We start from the raw sequence: 15,283 nt of genomic DNA, 5'->3' as shown, positions 1-15,283 counted from the left end.
GACTGGTTGGCGATGCTGGCGCCCTCGCCGGCGCCCTCGTCGGCGATCGACTTCTTCGGCGCGGCCTTTTCCTTGGGCGCCTTGGCTTCCTTCGCTACTTCCTTGGCAACAGGCACCGGCGCTTCAGCGGCAGGCGCGGGCTCGGCCTTGACTTCAGCCTTGGCAACGGGGACCGGGACTTCGATCGCGGTCTCGCGGAAGGCGCGCTCGAGCTCGTCGAGCGAGACTTCGCCCGGACGCAGCGGACGCTCCAGGGTCTGGTCGGCCAGCACGCCGGAGGTCGGCGCGGCTTCAACGGCGACAGGCGCTTCCGGCACCAGCGGCGGCGCTTCAGCCACGGGAGCAGCAGCACCCGCCGCCATGGCCGCCATGCCCTGCTCGACCATCGCTTCCAGCTTGTCGATGAGATCGCGGTCGGTACCCTCGGGCTCGGCTTCGGTCGCCTCCAGCCCGGCCAGAATTTCCTTGATGCGGTCGATCGACGACAGGATCACCGTCACCGCCTGCCCCGTCACCGGCATGCCGTCACGGAATTTGCCCATCAGCGTCTCGCCGGCATGCGCCAGCGCTTCCAGGCGCGGCAATCCGAGGAAGCCGCACGTGCCCTTGATGGTGTGGACCAGCCGGAAGATGTTATCCAGGATCTTGGCGTTGTTCGGCTCCTGCTCGAACTTCACCAGCTGATTGTCCACGGTGTCCAGGCTCTCGCTGGTTTCCGTCAAAAACTCCCGCAACAGATCATCCATGAAAACAGGCCTTCATACAGGGAGGGCGCGCACACAAGACGTGATGCGCCAATTCGGAATGGGGCCAGCTTCACCGCAAAGCGTTTAATATTGGTTGAGTATGTGGAAAAGAACGGAATCAACAAAGAGATAAGGCGCTCCGGACAAGCCGAAGCGCCTTGTAAAGATTCGATTAACGTTTGAGAGCGGCTTCGTGTCTACGACGCGATGATGGTGATGGCCTCGCCTTCGTGCGCGAGCCTCACGGTCAGCCCGCAAGCCTCTGCCAACAGCCGCGTATAATAAGGCTGGATCGCGTGCGCATCCGCGGCCGGGCCGCGCTCGCCGCTCAGGAGTTCGGAGATGTTCTGCGGCAGGCGCGCATTGTGTCCGGTCGCGGTGATGCGGAAGCTCATCGTCTCGCCCTCGCCGATCGGATCGATCGTCAGCGTGCCGCCGCGCGGGATCGTGTGCTGCGAAACGACCAACATGTTGAGCAGCAGCTTGACGCGATTCTTCGGCAGCAAGATCCGCGGCAGATTCCAGGTGATCGAGCACTTGCCGTCCTCGATGTGGCCGCGCGCCATGGTCTGGGCATCGCCGAGATCGATCTGCGCGCCGGACGAGCCGGCCGCACCAAAGGCGAGGCGGCAGAACTGGAGGCGGGCGGAGGCGGTTTTCGCGCTCTTGCGTATCAAGTCGAGTGCGAACTCGCGGTCGTCGGGCTTGGGATCGTCGTCGAGCACTTCGAGCCCATTGACGATGGCGCCGACAGGGCTGATGAGATCGTGGCAGACCCGCGAGCACAGCAGCGCAGCGAGTTCGAGCGCATCTGGAGCGGTGACGGTAGCGGGTGACGAAGCGTCAGACATAAAGGGTTCCTGGAATTTGCACGGCGCGGACGCGGCGAATCAAGCATGCTTGACGAATGCCGCAGGTTCTAACATTCGCAAGCCCGTGGCAGCTAGCTTGCGATCGGTTCGAACCGGCCCTAATGCCGCGGCGAATCACTCGCGTAGGGATGGAATTACCGATGAATGAGGCATGCAGGTGAAGCGGATCATCGACAGCACGGCCGCCTCCCACCTGATGGAGCCGCTCACCGCGCTGGTGGTGAAGGCGGGTGAAGCCATCCTCGCGGTCAACCGCACCGCGATGCGGGTCGACGGCAAACAGGACGGCTCGCCGGTCACCGAGGCCGACCTTGCCGCCGACCGCATCATCGCGGACGGGCTGGCGCAGCTTGCGGGCGACATCCCGACGCTCTCGGAAGAGCGGACCCAGCTCGCCTCGCCGCCGTTCCGCGAGAGCTTCTTCTTGATCGACCCGCTCGACGGCACCAAGGAGTTCGTCGCCGGGCGCGACGAGTTCACCGTCAACCTTGCCCTCGTGACATCGGGCGTGCCGGTGCTGGGCATCGTCAGCGCCCCTGCACTCGGGCTGCTCTGGCGCGGCATCGTCGGCCGCGGCGCCGAGCGGGTCGGGTTTGACGGCGCGACCATCGGCGCTGCCGAGCCGATCCATACCCGCAAGCTGCCGCCTCGGGGCGAGCCCTGGATCGCCGCGGTGAGCCGCTCGCATGGGGATCCCAGAACCGAGGCGTTCATCGATCACCGCCCCAGCGCCGTCAGAAAGACGGTCGGCTCGGCCGTGAAATTCGGACGGATCGCGGAAGGCAGTGCCGACATCTATCCCCGCTTTGGGCCCACTTGTGAATGGGACGTCGGGGCCGGCTACGCTGTCGTGACCGCGGCCGGCGGCAGCGTGACCGACGGCAAGGGCGGCGCGCTCCGCTTCGGCGAGCGGCACGATGCCGGCTTCATCATCCCGGAGTTCATCGCCTGGGGTGACCCGCAGGCGGCAAGACTCTGACGTCGTGAAGGGGCCTACTGGCTGAGCTTGTCCTCGAGGGCCGGCCAGCGCTTGCCCACCTCGTAGAGGAAGCGCTCGGGATTGGCGGCGAAGGCGTCGCGATTGGCTTCCCGGCTGAACAGATAGAGCCGCTGCGCCGCGATCCCGAAGAAACGGGGGTTACCGGCGATGGTGACGCCCCGGGCGATATCGACCGGATCGTAGCCGCCGAATTGCGGCCCGTAGACCTCGGGATGGGCGAGGAAAGAGGCCCGGTTGCCCTCGTTCCGAAAGCGCCAGACCGCGCCCCACAGGTTCGCCTCGAACTCGGCCGTCCCCTGCACGGCCGCGCCATCGACGAAATAGGCCACGGGGTCGAAGCCCTCGATCGCCACGCCGCTGAAGCGGTTGACGACGATCCGCTCGGTGGTGGCCGCCTGTGCCGGCAACCCCATGCAGAGGATCCAAATGCCCGACAGCATGCAGACCAGAAGGCCGATCAAGGCAATTCCGGGGCGCAAAGGGCTGGCTTCCTGCCGTTGTGCCGTCATAGTTGCTGCGGATAACATCCGAGTCGAGGGGACATCCGGCGCAACCTAGAGCCGTGCCTGTTGGCGTCAGGTTAAGGAAGCGACCGGATTCGATACCAGGGGTTCTTTTATGACTTTCGCATCACGCCTTGCCGCAGTCGCGCTTGCCGCGATGGTCGGGTGGATCATTCCGGCTTCCGCCCAGCAGCCGCCGCCGCCCGATTTGCCGCCGCCGCAGCGGACCCAGACGCCCACCACCTATGGGCCGGACGAACTCGTGAACGCCGGCCACCGTTTCTTCGGTAACGTCTCGCGCGGTCTCGCCTCGATCATCGAGAAGGCGGTCAGCCAATGGGGCCTGCCCAACGGCTATATCCTCGGTGAGGAAGGGTCTGGCGCTTTCGTCGCCGGCCTGCGCTACGGCGAAGGCACGCTCTACACCAAGAACGCCGGCGACCTCAGGGTCTACTGGCAGGGTCCTTCGCTCGGCTTCGACTGGGGCGGCGACGGCGCGCGCACCATGACGCTGGTCTATAATCTGCCCGCCACCAACGCGATCTACCAGCGCTTCGCCGGCCTCGACGGCTCGGCCTATATCATCGGCGGCTTCGGCATGACGGCGCTCACCGCCAACAACATCGTGCTGGTGCCGATCCGCTCGGGCCTCGGCCTGCGGCTGGGAGCCAATATCGGCTATTTGAAATTCACCCCGCGCGCGACCTGGAACCCGTTCTAGCGTTCCGCTTTCCCCTCCGGCGACGGATCAAGGTTAACGACATGTCGGGGCTGGCTTTTTGCCGGCCCCGCATGCAATGTCCTTGGTAAATTTTTCCTTAGCTTTGGGAGTTCTGGCCCATGGTCGAACCGATCATGTACCTGGCGATCGGTTTCCTGCTCTCGATGCTGTGCGGGCTTGCGATCGTGCCGCTGGTGCATAACCGCGCCGTGCGCCTGACCACGCGCCGGCTCGAGGCCGCCACGCCGTTGTCGATGGCCGAGATCCAGGCCGACAAGGACCAGCTCCGCGCCGAATTCGCCATGTCGGCGCGACGGCTGGAGATGAGCGTCGACCAGCTCAAGAACAAGACCACGAGCCAGCTCGCCGAGCTCGGCAAGAAGAGCGACGCCATCAACCGCATGAAGATCGAGCTCGGCGAGAAGAACGCCACGATCTTCGCGCTGGAGGCGCGCGAGAAGGCGGTGAAGGAGCAGCTCCGCGCCACCGAAGAGGAATTCAACACCAAGACCGCAGCCCTGCGTGCCGCCGAGCTCGCGCTGACCGACAAGCAGGGCGAGCTCGCAAAGATCAATTCCGAACTGTCCGACCGCTCGATGATGGCGGAGAGCCGTCAGGTCGAGCTGGTTGTGGTCCGTGCGCAGATCGAGGAGCTGAAGAACCGCGTCGGCGACGCCGAAAAGGAATTTGCCGCGACGCAGGCGCGGCTGGCGCAGGAGCGCACCGAATCCGAGACCGCCTCGCGCGAGCTCGGCGACGCCCGCGGCCGGGTCGAGAATCTGAGCCAGCGCGTCACCGATCTCGATCGTCAGCTCATCGTGCAGGTGAAGGAGGCCGAGATGCTGTCGGGCCGCGTCGGCGATCTCGAGGGACGCCTTGCCACGCAGGGCAAGCTGCTCGCCGAGCGCGACTATGAGAACAACCAGCTCCGCCAGGCCAACGAGGGCAACGAGCGCACCATCAAGGAGCTGCGCGTCGAGATCGCGGCCTTGAGCGGCGGTAAATCGTCGGCCGCGATGGAATCGATCCGCGCGGAAAAGACCGCGCTGGAGGAGCAGCTCCGCACCGCCCGCGACGAGCGCGCCAAGCTCCAGCGCGACATCAACGCGATCCAGCAACAGGCCGAGAGCTCCTGGGCGACCGAGCGGATGGAGAACGCGCTGCTGCGCGAACGCATCAACGACATCGCCGCCGAGGTGGCCAAGCTCGCGATGCAGCTCGAAGGACCGAACTCGCCAATCGAGGCCCTGCTCGCGGCGGAGGCCGGCCAGCCGCCGAGGCCGGCGCCGCGCCCGGCCAATGACGCCCCGACCAACGGCACGGCCGCCGGCACCCTGCCCGAAGGCGGCGGAACACTGGCCGAACGTATCCGCGCGCTCCAGGCCCACGCCTCCCGCGCCCGCCAGCAGGGCGCGTAAGCCGCCCCAATACAGTCTGACCGCTGAATTGCGGGTCCGGGGAGAAGGTTTTCCGGTCCGGCAGCGCCTCGAAACTTGACACCTTCGGCCCGCACTTCTAAATCGCGGGCTCCAAAGCGTCGGCGGCCGAAACTCGGGTCGCCTGCATGATGGTTTCGGGTGCATAGCTCAGCGGGAGAGCGTTCCCTTCACACGGGAGAGGTCCAAGGTTCGATCCCTTGTGCGCCCACCATTAGTCCAGAACTTACAGTAGCTTAGCGCCTTGCTTCCCCCACATTGTGCCCCGAAAAGTCTGGGGCACAACCCGGGCACGCTGCAAAAAAGATCATCCCTCTACTTCGCCCGCCGCTCCGATCCCGTGTCGTCGCGCGACCTTTGGGCCCGAGTTTCGTTGGGCGCTCGATTGGGCGAGTACGTTGGGATCGAGGCAACCTTCGCCGAGGTACCACGCGAGGAAGATATCGTGCTTCCGCGGTTCCTTTGATGCTCCGCGCTTGCCGGTCTTGGCTGTGTTTTCCACTGGCGCCATGAGTTGCCGCCGCGTCAGCTCGGCAATGGCGAGCTCGAAATGGTGATCGAGACCACGTCGCCAGAGCAGATAGTTCTGGTTTCGGTGACGACCTGCCGTCCGGTGAGGGACACCACATAGGGCCGCCTTCAATCATCAGGTTGCCAGCTCATGCACTGCTTCTCCGCCAGCTGTTGCCGTTGAGCCTCGCGCCCGACTTAGCTCGGATCGCTAGCGCTGGTGACGACTACGACGAGAGCCCTGTGGCAACATTGTAAAGCGGTAAGGGCCAATGGAGCCGGGAGTTCGCTTTCGGCATCCCCCTACCTCGGGGTCGGCTTATGGTCATCGCCTTTCCAGATCGTGATGCTACTCGGCGTATTGACCGGTTGCGGTGCCGTAGTGCTCGCATGGCCCGCAAAAGGGCCCAGTTCGCACCCTCCTGGATTACGACCGAGTATCAAACCGTCATCGAGCATTGGCGGATCGGGTCTGACCAGCTCCGTGGTGCTCACGCCCGCATTCGGATCAACTGCCATTTCGGAGTCTCGTTCAAGCAGCTCTCGCAGGCGCTCGATGCGAGCGAACCGGAATGGATGAACTGGTTTGATCATCGGGCTAGGCCCCTCGGGTCGAATGCGAACAATCGGATGATGAAAACGACGAGCGCGTGACGGGTGACGCTCATGAGTCGAGTTGTCGGTTCTCCGCCGAATGCCAGTCCGCGCCATGGAGGCGGATCATCTCCCGACGGGACCGCTCGATGAAGATGCGCTCAACGCAAAAGCCGGCTGCAACTGAAGCCGCCAGCGCAAGGCCACAGGCCATATAGTCATTGATGAAATTCCAAAACATGTTGCAGCCGGCAACTCCTACAAAAGTAAGTGCCATGATCAAATTACGAAATGCCTTAACCATCCTGCCCCCCAGTCAGTCGGCGAGGAACTTCTACCATTGCAACCACGGCGATTGGCAGCGTTTGACCCTTAGGATGAGCCGTTTTTCTGCTCGATCAGCCTGGGTCCGGCCGCGCTGTCGACCGCCGACCGCGAACTGTGGCGTGGAGAAGAAGGGCCACCAAGCTCGCAATCATTCCGCTAATCGTTTCGTCAGAGCTTTTGATTAGCAATCTGCCGCCGATGCGGGAGGATTGCCCCGCAAGTCATGCAATCTAGACGTTCCGCCTATTCCACGTCCGGGCGGTCCTCAGTTACTTTGCCGGCGTGGGGGGATCGCGCCTATGCCGCAGGGGTTTGTGTACGTACTCGTTTCACCAAATAGCGATTACATAAAAATCGGCCGCACCGAACGGCCCATCGCTGAACGCCTTCGAGGAATAAATGGCGGTGAGGCGTACGCTCCCCATGGTCCGTGGGAATTGTCAGATTTCGTGCATGTCACGGACTGCACCGCAGTAGAGAGCGCGCTTCACCGTCACTTTCGTACCCGAAACGTGGAAGTCGAAGGGATGCGGGAGCTATTCAGCGTGGCTCCGCACGAGGCTAGAGAACAACTGCGCTCGATTAGCGAACTGCTTCGCGTCGATCACGAGAGGACGGATCGGCTCTTCCACAATCCCGATGTCAGCCTGTTTCTTTTTCGCTTATTCCAGCTTTCGGGATTGTACGGCAACCTCGACATTCAGGGCGCGTGGACCTTAAGCGTTCTCCCGCAGACCAACGGAGGGCGTTGGTTCACATTAAACATCGGGTCTCACGAAGTCGCTTTCAGCACTCGAACACCTGCGGACGGAAAGTTCTCGCACTACCTCGTGCTTGACCGTCTCATTTTGGAGTATCCCAAAACGATCATGTGGCTCGGCCAACGTGCTGGGGATGTTCAACCGGCCGACTACAAAGCTGCTGAACGTGCAGTAAGCGCGAGTTTCGACGAGAGTTTTGCAAATGCCGAACGCATCTTCGCCCTCGACGGAGTTCGGCGCGCCATGGTCGCTTATTGGGCTGATGCTCTGGCCGATCTTCGCGAGAGGAATGCAAAGAGCGTCTACGCAAGGTATCATTCCTACGATGCGGTGTCGCAGTTGCTCGAATATAAAAGAGCAAGAGACAAGGTGGTGGTAGGCGAGCGATGAAGCGATCCCTTCAACGACGGGAGCGTCTTGGGTGGAGGCCCCCCGCCAACAGCCAGCCCCGGCCGCGCCCTCGCTCAGCCCGATTGTCTGTTGTCAAGGTACTTTGCCCTGCCTCAGCCGGTTGGATCAATTGCTCGGCGATGTACTTCCGGCTCTCATGATCGCCACCGTGCGGAAGCTCGGCACGCACTTGCTCCAGGACCGTCCATGTTCGCCTAGCCTGCGGTGAGACCATGAGCTTCCGAAATCGATCTACAAACCATTGCATCAGCGCTTGTTGAGCGTAGACAAATCGTTCGGCTGACCTTCTCCGAAATGGAAGAAATACTTTGGAGAAAGCTTCCGGCAGCGGCACACAAATTCACCGCGTGGTGGAGCAAGAAAAGCTCCATGAAGGCCGGGCACATCCAAGCAAGGGCGTGGGTGAAGGCGGGCTTTTGGGCGCATTCTTCGAGTAAAGTCGCGTCGTCGAATTTCCACCGGGTCTGATCAAGATGTCCGGTTTAGCACTTGTCGAAGGCCTTCGCACGCTGGAACAGCACGGTTTGAAGTCCGGTGATGATCAACTTGTTCAACGTCTCACAATCGTTCGGCGACAGGTGGGGAAGCTGGCGCGCTGTCTTCCATTGCTCGATCGCGGCAGAGATCGCGACACGCAATTCGTCATCAGTCGGGCTGGTCATTGGTCGACCTCAATGCGATCGCCTACAGCTTCGCCCCTTTTGAAGCGGATGCAATTGAACCTTCGATGTACCGGTTGAGGGCTACTTCAGCGCGGGGGCGAACGGACGATACGATCGGATCGGCTCGCTGCCCTATATCCGCTGCGAGCGTGATCTTGCGACCTTAGAGATCGATGGCCGTCACTCGATCACTCTGCTAACTGAGCAAAGACTTTCCCGCTCGTCCTACTCGCCCGCCCTCGCTGTTTTTGAAAGCGCTGCAAGCGAGCGTAAACCGCTTGTCGGGTGCGGCCTAGCCGTTCGCCGACCTCCTCAGCTGTGGCACCTGCGCCAAACAGCGAGAGCAATTCCGCCTCTTCGTCCGGCAACCACGGACTCGTCGATGTGCGATCGTTCGTCATTCGCGATGCCTGCAATGCCTAAATCCGCGGCGGCGCTGGCCGCCGCGGCGGGTCGGGAAAGCGAGCTGGCCGCTCTGAGCGCGGCGGCGCCGGCAAGCGGCCGGGCTCAAGCACGCGATTACCGCGCGTCATCCACGCTGCTAGACGAGCGTAGCTTCGCCTGAGCGCCGGAACGAACCAAGCGGATGCGTCCTCGTGATCCATGCCGCAGAACAATATCGATGAACCATTTAGAAAAGATTGCCGGCTGTTCCCGATCCGTAACCGATCGTAAACGATGCGATGGCAACAAACGGGCATGGAAACCGAACGCCCGCTTGAAACGATACGTCAAGGCATCGGTCGGCAGGAAAAGCGCAGGCCGCTTTTTAATCAGTTTCACCGGCAAATGCTCGATCCTCTTCGTGACCGCGATTGGGTGCCTTCTTCGAAGCCTCCCGATCATCCCGGAACAACGCTCGCTCTTTTGCGAAACGGATGGATGGAGCGACGCTCAACCGGCGAAGGTGTGGAATATCGTATGACAAAGCCGGTCTGACAGAACTTAGCCGCCCCCGATAATCCGCAAGCCGGTGGGAAACGACGAACATGTCAAAGGCCATGGAATTGATCGTCGCTGGCTACGTGAAGGTGCGGGACCGTCGCGCGCTGACAGACTTGCTGGCACATCGTCGCAAGGTGCTCGCCCAGCTGCAAGCCGTATCAGGCATCAGCCCAGAAAACGCAGTAAGAGCGATCCAAGATGAATTGGCGCTGATCGAAGCCGGCCTCGAAGAACTTAAACCTCCGCCCGGTTCGCTGCCTGAGAACGAGTGGAGCTAGCGATGCGCGTTAACAAGATCAATTGGGACAAAATCGGCCGGGTAACGGAGCCGGGTCGATATAGGTGCTTTTTTGGATATCTAAACGTCACTTCAGAGGACATTGAGGTGTGGACGCGCTACCCCGATGCGACGTTCACCTTGATCACGCGGCCGACCACTGAGCAATCGGTGGGCGAAGATTACCGTCTAGGCGCGTTCGACATCGGCAATCCTGAACAGTAGGACGGTCCACCGTCGTCGCCTGGGGCACAGCCCCGACGGGCGTTGAGTGCGCGAGCCCGTCTATCCAGACCGCTTTGCCACTTCTGCGACGAGCAAGTCCCGTTCCTGCAAATGAGCCTTTTGGGTCTCAATCAGGGTGTCGAGAATGGAAAACGCGAGAGCAAGATCACGTCCCTCGCGCTTGAGCTGGGCGATGACCCTCTCTTGCTCACTGATGTGTTGCTCGCCTTCGTGAAGACGGCGTTCGGCTACGATCAAGCGCTCGCGCAGGCGCGAAAGCGGCCGCTCCTGCCTCCGCTCCGGTTCAAAGCGGGCGAGACGCCGCGGACCACACCAAACCTCGACAGGGTCGTTCGCCACCGCGGGAGAGCCCAGCTGTAGAGCCTCTTCGGCGTTATTGCAGTCGATCTCTTGCGCTTTCAGTGTCCTACCGCAGTCGTCGAGCGTGAAGATATAGCAGCGCATCGCAGTTTCGCAGCTGTTGTTCAGTCAGGAATTCCGACGCAGGCCTAGACGTTCCTTCTTGGACATTCACCGGCTCAGTACCTTCCGGTGCGGCTTCTTGGTTCCCGAATTAACTTCTAGCGAGAATATCAAGCTTAATTTGAAGCTTTGATTGCGGCGACGCGTCGGAGGGTTAGCTTTGCGCACCGGACATTGCCCTGTCCGGGAACACCCGGGCGAAGCCGTCGCGCCATCATATTCGGCGTGGCGGCTTCGTTTGACCGGCCACGCGCGAGTGTGATTTTGAAGAGGCCGTCAAAACACGAAACGATCGACCTCGTCGAGATGCGTCGGCAGATCATCGCTGTGCGAAGCCGGTACTCAGAAAATCTGCGCGTTATTATCTGCTGAACAGATTGCTGATCAAGATTGCATATCTCACTGAACCAGAGAGCCCTGCTCACGCGGAGCAACTGCGCGAAGCGTTCACCCGAACTATGACGGATGGGAGACCATCACGAGAGAGGACCACACCGCGCTGCCCGGTAGGGCTAACTAGTAGATTACATTGCAGGAGGCCATTTCTGGGTCGAGCCTACCTGTGGTCGCGGAGGTGCCGATGTATCGCGTAAACGCTGCCTTCGCGGCAAGGGGCCGCCGCCGTCACAAGCGGCGGCCCCGCCCGCGGGCGGTCTAGTAAGCACGCCGCACTACTCGGGGCAGGGATGGCACTCTCGGAGAAAACCGGTGGGCAAGCGCGAGCACTGCGGCTTCGTCGGTTTCGAGCGCGATCTTCCGCGCGAGCATCACATCGCCAGCCGCCAAGGCCCGTTCGGGAACGAAACACCACCCGATCTTAGGCTGTCTTTCTTCATCAAGTTCCAAAACATTGCTCATGGTTGCCCTGATGAATTCGATATCGTCGGCCGGTGTGAGAGCCCGTGACATCGAAATAACCCTCGGCATCAAACTGCGCACGCTGATCCGGAGATAGCCAATCGCGCAAAAGACGCCGCGCACGCGCTTCCGGCCCTTTTTGCTCGAAGAAGCTCCAATACAGCGAACGCAGGGCGCGCAAACGCGCACTACTCCCGACGCCGTTGCGTCTGAACAAAAGCATTGCTGTGCCGCGACGGTAGCTAGCCGCCGACGAGGCGCGGATAGAACAGCGTCTCGTCCGCAGTCGGATCAAATGTCCGTACGGCCTTGAGATCGCCGACTGGCGTCCGAGTAGCAGCGGTAAATCCTTGGTCTGTCAACTTCTTAAAGCGACGCTCAGCCTTGGCCAGCCCCTCGAGGGCGGTTTGGTCAAAAAAGTGTCTGCTGTCGCCTGTGTGGTCCATCACGATCTGAGTAGCCATCGAAGAGAACTCCGTAAGTGCTAACCCTACGGCGGAAGAACTTGGCGCCGGCTGGTGTTCCTAGTCCGGGGAAATTTGCTATGTTCCCCATTTGGCGCCCTGACCGGCATCGACGAAACCTGATTCGCCGCGACCTGTCCCCCAGCGCAGCGCACTGAGCTGATCGCGAAGCCGAAGGCGGCATATGGAGCCCTGCATCCCGAGACGAAGCACGATCGAGCGGGCGCCGCGGGAAAAAAGATGCCAACGTGGCGGCTTTTACTTCCGCTACCGCGGCTAAGACAGGCAAACCAGAACGGGCGCTCCCCAGCGCATCGCGACCCACGCCAAGGCGATAAGCTCCGATCTGGAACCTGTTTCAAGACGTCGCGTACCAACCGACAGGAAAGTCGTCCTGGCCGCGATCCTGCTCTATTTGATCTTCAGCCGCGTGATCTAATCGACACGACCTAGGTCGCGTTAGGCTGCAAGCCGATTCAAGCTCGTTTAAACATTATTGAGCGCGAGAGGCCGACAATACGTCAGCTGGTGGAGCGCCTGGCTGAAGCACGCGGCAATCGGGTGATGGCCGGTCCGTCGGAAAAGATCGCGAATAATCCAGACCCGGTTAGAGCCTGGCGCCGCCGACGAGTTCAACGTCATCCGACCTTTTCCTATCTAGCGGTTTCGACCTGTTTTCGAAGCAGGTGGTGCCCATCTGGCGGCGATATGGCGTGTTCCGGAACGGCTATACCGGTGCGACGCTACGGGATTACTACGTCCTGAGACCGTCGCATCGCATGTTCTCGGGCGCCGTTCAGGCAATCGCATAAGGGTTCGATACCCGATGGACCGCCCCCTACGATGAGTTCGCAGATGAGGGCATCGTTGCCAGGTAGCGCCGACCTAGGAGTGATTTGGGGGGAAGACCCTCCTCGTTGAATCAATTCGAACCGGATTTGGTTTCTCTGGCTATTAGCCCTGAGCGAGTATTCCGGCTGGTTACAAATTGGACTCCGATTTCCGAGCCGTCCAGTCGAATCAACTTGCATCGCCGGTAAGCTGATCCGACGGTTGAAAGCAGCAGGAAGAACTGGCGAGCTTTGAGCACGTCTGTCGATCCATCAATTCGAAGACGTGCTCCGGTGTCGGAAACGTCGATGAGAATGCAATCGCGTCGCCACGTGCCGTCCAAACCTAAAAGCGTTGCCCGGTACTCGTGCTCGAAGCGAACGCGCTTTGATTTTCGCTTATCCCATCCATACATCCAATGGCTTTCAGTCCAGACCGGGCGAAGCGGAGTCAAATTGCTCCTCATCTGGCCTCGCATCTGCAATCAAATGAAAATGACAACTACCAAGAGGCAAAATATCTGTCGGCTTGATCCGATAGCAAAGATACTGAAAGCGGACGCGGCTCTCGCCACCACTTTCCGAAGATGGTTCGTGCGGGCTTGAGCGACGTAGTTGGAGAAGCTCCGGGACAACAGCGATTGAGGTCTACAAAGATGGCAACACGACCGACCAACTCACTTTACGTGAAGACGAGCGGAAGCAGAGTTGCGCAACTCCAGCTGCCGACGGCACCAGAAGCTGCTGCTGATAAGATCAACAATGCCCATGAACGAACTCAATTTTGGCGAGGAGTAGAGATCAGGTAATCCTCGGTTCGCCGGCTCATCATGAAAGATTATTCAAATACGGCGCATAAATCCTGCTGGTCTCCCAATGGGCCGCTGGTTTCCAGCACAATCAGCGAGCAGTGCGCCGCAATCCCGCACCGTTCAACCCTGTGGCGCGTAAGGGGACGCGATCGCTAATCGGCAGTAGAGTAGAGCACCTGCGTTCAGATGCAGAGCAGGACTGTCGAACGCGGAGACGTCTTGGGCGCGGCACAATCGCGACGCAAAGCCCATTTGGCTTCGTAAACAACTAGGCTGATGCCGTCCAATTTGAGCGCCGATGGCTACTACTCACTTTCGATCGCCCTCTGTGCGCAATGGACGCCTCTACAATAGTCTAGGCACGGGCGAAAGAACATAGGTCTGAAATCGTTTTTGACTTCACAAGTTGCGAGTCCGGCTTTTGATTCTGGCGGTCCCCAAGTAAGGGCTTTTATCTCGAACAGGGTTTGAGGTAACTTCAAGAGGCCGCTGTCCCCCGCCAGCGGTGTCTTAGCCTCGTCGGGAGAGTTCGTCCGATGCCAATCCAAGTATGGGCTCTCCCCACGTCAATCGGTTGGACATTGGTCGTGGCGGCGATCCTGCTCTGCTTGATCTTCAGCCCTGGCTAATCCGGCGCCTTACGAGGGGCGAGACGCCTAACCGTCGTGATTGCGCAGCCGTGTCCACCGGAGTGCCGGGTGAATGGGGTGGGCAAGAGTACTCAGAAGCGCCCCCGCGGGATTGGAAAAGCCGCGGAGGAAAAATCATCTTTTGCCGGAGCCTCGAAAGAGCACCTCTAACGTGAGGTGATGCCAGCAGCAGCAGCGACTACGCGGCTGCCACCGATCGCGAACAGCGACCGACCGTGGTCGACATCGACATCGATATCGGCATGCCGACCGCGGGGATGTTGATGCTGGTGCTGCTGTTTGCGTCGAAAAACGACAAGTCGATGATCGGCGGCAATCTCTGACTGATCCGCCGAACAGCATGGTTACGCAGGCGGCCAGCGCGGAACCTGCGAGCGGCGCCGCCAACAGGGCAATCAGCAGCAACGAGCGGTGCCCGAAGGCAGCCAGCCCGCGGGCCGCGGCGTGGATCCAGTCCACAACCGGCGATGCCGGGCTTTCCACGCTGGTCAGCGGCTCTCGGCGCCCGTGCGCCGCCGATGTCGATATCACCGGTGACGACGGCCTGGATGTCCTGCGGCCCGCTGATCGTGTTACCGACCCATTTGAGCTTGAGCGGCGCGACATAGCCGAGGTCCTCGGCTAGCTCGATAAACGTCACCTGCCCGGCCGATCCCTGGTATCGGATCTCGGTCTTCTCGAGCGGCGGCTCGGCGAATGCCGGGGCCGTGAGGCCGAGCGCCACGGCGCCCGCCAACAAAACCCGCAACGTGTTGCGGGTGGCCCGTCCCAACCCGGCGCCGGGCCCGCACCTCTTCCGGCGGTGTGGTCTGGGCAGCGCCTTCGACCGCAGTCCCCAGGGCCAGGTCGAGGTCAGCGCGCTGGGCGGTGTCCTGCGCGACAAGGCGCTGGAACGGGGTGGCATCCGCTCCGGTCCGGCAATCACCCAATGGCCGCGGGCGCCGGCCAGGCGCTGCCGCTGCTTGGCCTTGAGCCCGGCGATATCAAGCCCGAACTCGACATTCTGCGCGGCGGTGCGCCAGGGAAACAGCGCATACTGCTGGAACACGATGCCGCGGTCGCGACCGGGTCCGGCAATCGGCCGGAGGGTCGCTGGACGGCGAAGTCATCTTATGGTGAATTGTCGCGCCGGGTTTAGCCGGCGGGAGTAATCAAGTCTCGACGGCAAGGAAGAACGACTCGGCGAAGGCGGGATC

The 15,283-nt window shown here is 61.3% G+C and carries 16 protein-coding genes, 1 tRNA gene and 1 pseudogene; 8 read left to right on the top strand and 10 right to left on the bottom strand.

Going from position 1 to position 15,283, the window contains the following annotated elements; translation table 11 throughout:
* Positions 1-746 (bottom strand): Hpt domain-containing protein (locus BRA1253DRAFT_RS29730; protein WP_007600530.1); only part of this gene is annotated, 746 nt, incomplete at its 3' end.
* A 197-nt stretch (positions 747-943) separates the two neighbouring features.
* Positions 944-1,597, bottom strand: a complete 654-nt coding sequence (gene chpT / locus BRA1253DRAFT_RS29725) for a histidine phosphotransferase ChpT (protein ID WP_007600529.1) — start codon at positions 1,595-1,597, stop codon at positions 944-946.
* A gap of 172 nt (positions 1,598-1,769) precedes the next feature.
* Between chpT and cysQ the strand changes: the two genes are divergently transcribed.
* The gene (gene cysQ, locus BRA1253DRAFT_RS29720; protein WP_088941151.1) at positions 1,770-2,597 is read left to right on the top strand and encodes a 3'(2'),5'-bisphosphate nucleotidase CysQ; all 828 of its coding nucleotides are present in this window, start codon (positions 1,770-1,772) and stop codon (positions 2,595-2,597) included.
* Between the two features lie 14 nt (positions 2,598-2,611).
* On the opposite strand, the gene BRA1253DRAFT_RS29715 is transcribed toward cysQ, so the two are convergent.
* Positions 2,612-3,097 carry a YHS domain-containing (seleno)protein gene (locus BRA1253DRAFT_RS29715; protein ID WP_007600526.1) on the bottom strand — a complete coding sequence of 162 codons (486 nt, stop codon included), beginning with the start codon at positions 3,095-3,097 and terminating at the stop codon, positions 2,612-2,614.
* A gap of 139 nt (positions 3,098-3,236) precedes the next feature.
* Here BRA1253DRAFT_RS29715 and BRA1253DRAFT_RS29710 point away from each other — a divergent pair, with 139 nt between their 5' ends.
* The 3 genes from BRA1253DRAFT_RS29710 to BRA1253DRAFT_RS29700 all read left to right on the top strand — a co-directional run bounded on the left by BRA1253DRAFT_RS29710 (position 3,237) and on the right by BRA1253DRAFT_RS29700 (position 5,492).
* Positions 3,237-3,842: a DUF1134 domain-containing protein gene (locus BRA1253DRAFT_RS29710; RefSeq protein WP_007600525.1), complete on the top strand. Its 606-nt coding sequence runs from the start codon at positions 3,237-3,239 to the stop codon at positions 3,840-3,842.
* A 119-nt stretch (positions 3,843-3,961) separates the two neighbouring features.
* Entirely contained in the window at positions 3,962-5,260 is a 1,299-nt protein-coding gene (locus BRA1253DRAFT_RS29705; RefSeq protein ID WP_007600524.1) for a hypothetical protein, read from the top strand.
* Between the two features lie 157 nt (positions 5,261-5,417).
* Positions 5,418-5,492, top strand: a tRNA-Val gene (locus BRA1253DRAFT_RS29700).
* A 960-nt stretch (positions 5,493-6,452) separates the two neighbouring features.
* On the opposite strand, the gene BRA1253DRAFT_RS29690 is transcribed toward BRA1253DRAFT_RS29700, so the two are convergent.
* A complete protein-coding gene (locus tag BRA1253DRAFT_RS29690) occupies positions 6,453-6,686 on the bottom strand; it encodes a hypothetical protein (RefSeq protein ID WP_007600521.1) in 234 nt (77 codons plus the stop codon).
* A 322-nt stretch (positions 6,687-7,008) separates the two neighbouring features.
* On the opposite strand from BRA1253DRAFT_RS29690, the gene BRA1253DRAFT_RS29685 reads away from it, so the two are divergent.
* Positions 7,009-7,860, top strand: coding sequence for a GIY-YIG nuclease family protein (locus BRA1253DRAFT_RS29685; RefSeq protein ID WP_035994209.1), 852 nt, complete (start codon positions 7,009-7,011; stop codon positions 7,858-7,860).
* Positions 7,861-8,363: 503 nt separating this feature from the next.
* Here the strand turns inward: BRA1253DRAFT_RS29685 and BRA1253DRAFT_RS29680 are convergent.
* The gene (locus BRA1253DRAFT_RS29680) at positions 8,364-8,543 is read right to left on the bottom strand and encodes a hypothetical protein (RefSeq protein WP_007600516.1); all 180 of its coding nucleotides are present in this window, start codon (positions 8,541-8,543) and stop codon (positions 8,364-8,366) included.
* Between the two features lie 699 nt (positions 8,544-9,242).
* Between BRA1253DRAFT_RS29680 and BRA1253DRAFT_RS43895 the strand changes: the two genes are divergently transcribed.
* The 3 genes from BRA1253DRAFT_RS43895 to BRA1253DRAFT_RS29665 are packed head-to-tail and all read left to right on the top strand — an operon-like array spanning position 9,243 to position 9,990.
* On the top strand, positions 9,243-9,482 hold the full coding sequence (locus BRA1253DRAFT_RS43895; RefSeq protein WP_157158648.1) for a hypothetical protein: 240 nt from the start codon (positions 9,243-9,245) through the stop codon (positions 9,480-9,482).
* A 50-nt stretch (positions 9,483-9,532) separates the two neighbouring features.
* Positions 9,533-9,766 carry a hypothetical protein gene (locus tag BRA1253DRAFT_RS29670; RefSeq protein ID WP_007600505.1) on the top strand — a complete coding sequence of 78 codons (234 nt, stop codon included), beginning with the start codon at positions 9,533-9,535 and terminating at the stop codon, positions 9,764-9,766.
* A gap of 2 nt (positions 9,767-9,768) precedes the next feature.
* A complete protein-coding gene (locus BRA1253DRAFT_RS29665) occupies positions 9,769-9,990 on the top strand; it encodes a hypothetical protein (RefSeq protein ID WP_007600502.1) in 222 nt (73 codons plus the stop codon).
* 60 nt (positions 9,991-10,050) lie between these two features.
* Here the strand turns inward: BRA1253DRAFT_RS29665 and BRA1253DRAFT_RS29660 are convergent, their stop codons facing one another.
* The 5 genes and pseudogenes from BRA1253DRAFT_RS29660 to BRA1253DRAFT_RS45535 form a co-directional block, all read right to left on the bottom strand.
* Entirely contained in the window at positions 10,051-10,455 is a 405-nt protein-coding gene (locus tag BRA1253DRAFT_RS29660; protein WP_035994203.1) for a hypothetical protein, read from the bottom strand.
* 672 nt (positions 10,456-11,127) lie between these two features.
* Positions 11,128-11,554 (bottom strand): annotated as a pseudogene (locus BRA1253DRAFT_RS45540) (hypothetical protein).
* 19 nt (positions 11,555-11,573) lie between these two features.
* A complete protein-coding gene (locus BRA1253DRAFT_RS29650; protein ID WP_007600495.1) occupies positions 11,574-11,795 on the bottom strand; it encodes a hypothetical protein in 222 nt (73 codons plus the stop codon).
* A gap of 922 nt (positions 11,796-12,717) precedes the next feature.
* A complete protein-coding gene (locus BRA1253DRAFT_RS42060) occupies positions 12,718-13,041 on the bottom strand; it encodes a PilZ domain-containing protein (RefSeq protein WP_083870056.1) in 324 nt (107 codons plus the stop codon).
* Positions 13,042-14,265: 1,224 nt separating this feature from the next.
* Positions 14,266-15,135 carry a hypothetical protein gene (locus BRA1253DRAFT_RS45535; protein WP_007600492.1) on the bottom strand — a complete coding sequence of 290 codons (870 nt, stop codon included), beginning with the start codon at positions 15,133-15,135 and terminating at the stop codon, positions 14,266-14,268.
* Positions 15,136-15,283: the final 148 nt, after the last annotated feature.

The sequence above is a fragment of the Bradyrhizobium sp. WSM1253 genome, from assembly GCF_000244935.1.
Lineage (GTDB): Bacteria > Pseudomonadota > Alphaproteobacteria > Rhizobiales > Xanthobacteraceae > Bradyrhizobium > Bradyrhizobium canariense.
Note: the sequence above shows the minus strand (reverse complement) of the source record. Positions and strands in the feature narration are given on the sequence as shown.

Coding starts and splice junctions, on each gene's coding strand:
- BRA1253DRAFT_RS29690 (WP_007600521.1), bottom strand. CDS start 6,686: ATGGTTAAGGCATTTCGTAATTTGATCATGGCACTTACTTTTGTAGGA.
- chpT (WP_007600529.1), bottom strand. CDS start 1,597: ATGTCTGACGCTTCGTCACCCGCTACCGTCACCGCTCCAGATGCGCTC.
- BRA1253DRAFT_RS29665 (WP_007600502.1), top strand. CDS start 9,769: ATGCGCGTTAACAAGATCAATTGGGACAAAATCGGCCGGGTAACGGAG.
- BRA1253DRAFT_RS29705 (WP_007600524.1), top strand. CDS start 3,962: ATGGTCGAACCGATCATGTACCTGGCGATCGGTTTCCTGCTCTCGATG.
- BRA1253DRAFT_RS29660 (WP_035994203.1), bottom strand. CDS start 10,455: ATGCGCTGCTATATCTTCACGCTCGACGACTGCGGTAGGACACTGAAA.
- BRA1253DRAFT_RS29670 (WP_007600505.1), top strand. CDS start 9,533: ATGTCAAAGGCCATGGAATTGATCGTCGCTGGCTACGTGAAGGTGCGG.
- cysQ (WP_088941151.1), top strand. CDS start 1,770: ATGCAGGTGAAGCGGATCATCGACAGCACGGCCGCCTCCCACCTGATG.
- BRA1253DRAFT_RS29650 (WP_007600495.1), bottom strand. CDS start 11,795: ATGGCTACTCAGATCGTGATGGACCACACAGGCGACAGCAGACACTTT.
- BRA1253DRAFT_RS43895 (WP_157158648.1), top strand. CDS start 9,243: ATGGAAACCGAACGCCCGCTTGAAACGATACGTCAAGGCATCGGTCGG.
- BRA1253DRAFT_RS29680 (WP_007600516.1), bottom strand. CDS start 8,543: ATGACCAGCCCGACTGATGACGAATTGCGTGTCGCGATCTCTGCCGCG.
- BRA1253DRAFT_RS42060 (WP_083870056.1), bottom strand. CDS start 13,041: ATGTATGGATGGGATAAGCGAAAATCAAAGCGCGTTCGCTTCGAGCAC.
- BRA1253DRAFT_RS29685 (WP_035994209.1), top strand. CDS start 7,009: ATGCCGCAGGGGTTTGTGTACGTACTCGTTTCACCAAATAGCGATTAC.
- BRA1253DRAFT_RS29710 (WP_007600525.1), top strand. CDS start 3,237: ATGACTTTCGCATCACGCCTTGCCGCAGTCGCGCTTGCCGCGATGGTC.